Below are 2,053 nucleotides of genomic sequence, written 5' to 3'. Positions count from 1 at the left end.
GGATATGAAGTGGAAAATACTGAATCGCTCTGCGGGGATGACCAAGAAGCAGGTCATCGCTTTGGCGATTGATGCTCCCAGCCGTCCGGCTAAGGTTGCCAAAACTTTACAGGGGCGCGACCAAAAAGTAAAGCCTGAAGGTGAACCTACCATCGCTCATCACCTGACGCTCAAAATTGGTTCCTTAGTAGAAGTGTACGCGCCAGATCGCGAAGATGTTAACGGCAGGTTAGGCCGCATTCAGTCAGTCGGGGAGAAAACCGCCACTGTGTGGATGCGACACATCCCTACCATTACCATGCAGTCATACACCTTCAAGCACTCGGCTCTCACTGCTGTACCGCTAGACAATCAACCCGGACTTCAAGAAATTTGCGGTCGCACTGACCGACTTCACAAATTAGGAAATCTAGATCCTTTTGAGATAGAAATCCTCAACTTGTTAGAAAGAACAACGGCTCTTACTCCCACCGAATTGCAGTATTTAGCTAGTCAGACGGGAATCCCCACACTATATCGCTTCGATTAGTGTGGGATGAGAGGCGCGTGAATCGAGGATTCCACATTTTCATGTCCTCGCCAGCATAGCGGGCGAGCAATGAAGGTGTGGATGACGAGATGAACAAATCTTTATTTGCCAACATCGTTACTTGACATAATTATTAAATTACTGCTTGACACAATATAGTTTTTTCTGGTATTTTTATTCTCAGCAAATGCGTAAAGGTCGTAGCGCAATGAAAGTAACATATCAGTATCAGTTCTATCCCAACACCATTCAAAAGTTAAGCCTAAATCATTGGTTGAGAATTTGTCGCTATTGGTACAATAGGCAGCTAGGCGATCGATTTGATTGGTGGGAGAGTAACCGGACTGCTATAAATGCTTGCCCATTAGTTGCTAGCATCTCTACGCCTCGTGAAAAGCCTAACTACTATTCCCAAAAACAACAATTACCAGTCATCAAAAAAGACCTAGTAAAAGTCTTCCACAGTGGCGAGCTATTGGACTTCCAGCAGGTAGATTCAACTATTCTGCAAGATGTTTCTAAGCGAGTAGATAAAGCCTTTGAGCGGTTTATCGTAGGGGACAGTAAAGGCGGGCGATCGGGTAAGCCCCGATTCAAGACTGAAGCGGATTACCGGACGATGACTTTTTCTACGGCTAATAACGACTGGATTAAGCTGGTTCGCAAGAATTGGTTTTATATCCGATTGCCGAAGTTGGGTGTCATAAAAGTTCGGATGCACCGCCCAATCCCCGATGGATTCACTATTAAGCAAATTAGTGTAACTAGAAAGGCTGACGGTTGGTTCATCCAGATAATGCTTGAAGACGCTTCAGTACCCCAGTTTATTCCTGATAAAGTTACCCCAAACTGGGATAACTCAATTGGGTTGGATGCGGTGCTACATGAAGATGTCTATTTAGCAACATCGTCAGGGGAAAAGCTACCTTCGTTGAAACCGCTTCGCAAAAACCAAGCTAAGTTAGACCAGATATCAAGGAAGCGGAACAAACGGAAGCGCGGTTCTAAAGCCCGACGGAAATTAGCCAAAAAAGAAGCGAGACAGCACCAAAAAATAGCGCGTTGTCGCCAAGATTTCCACTACAAAACAGCTCACAGACTTGTCAGGTCTGGAGCTAAATTCTTTTTTCATGAGGACTTAAACTTAAAAGGCTTAACGAAACGGAATAAAGTTAAGCAAGATAATGAGGGTACTTACCTCCCAAACGGTCAATCAGCTAAATCAGGACTAAATAAGTCTTGGCTGGATGCTGCGTTCGGTCAGTTTTTTAAGACGCTGGAATACATAGCCGAAAAAGCTGGATCAGTCGTCGTTCCGCAAAAACCTGCTTATACCTCAATGGTTCTGTGCTATCGGAATGAAATTGTTTTCACCGATTGCGGTATGCGAAGCTATTGGGATGAGCAACATTCTTTAATGGTCGATCGCGATGTTAACGCCGCGATTAAGTGCGATTCGTTCAGTCGAAACCGCGAAATCGGGGGATGACTGGCTTCTACAGGGTAATCCATGAGGATTGAGTT

1 protein-coding gene and 1 pseudogene are annotated in these 2,053 nt (G+C 44.9%); both read left to right on the top strand.

Features of this window, described 5'->3' with window-relative positions; genetic code table 11:
• Positions 1-529 (top strand): annotated as a pseudogene (locus tag QUB30_RS33430) (hypothetical protein); the annotation flags it as partial.
• A gap of 208 nt (positions 530-737) precedes the next feature.
• Positions 738-2,018 (top strand): transposase, encoded by a 1,281-nt coding sequence (locus QUB30_RS33425; protein ID WP_333342623.1) that lies wholly within the window; start codon positions 738-740, stop codon positions 2,016-2,018.
• Positions 2,019-2,053: the final 35 nt, after the last annotated feature.

This window comes from Microcoleus sp. BROC3, from assembly GCF_036702515.1.
GTDB lineage: Bacteria > Cyanobacteriota > Cyanobacteriia > Cyanobacteriales > Microcoleaceae > Microcoleus.
This window is presented reverse-complemented; position numbering and strand designations above follow the sequence as displayed.

Coding starts and splice junctions, on each gene's coding strand:
- QUB30_RS33425 (WP_333342623.1), top strand. CDS start 738: ATGAAAGTAACATATCAGTATCAGTTCTATCCCAACACCATTCAAAAG.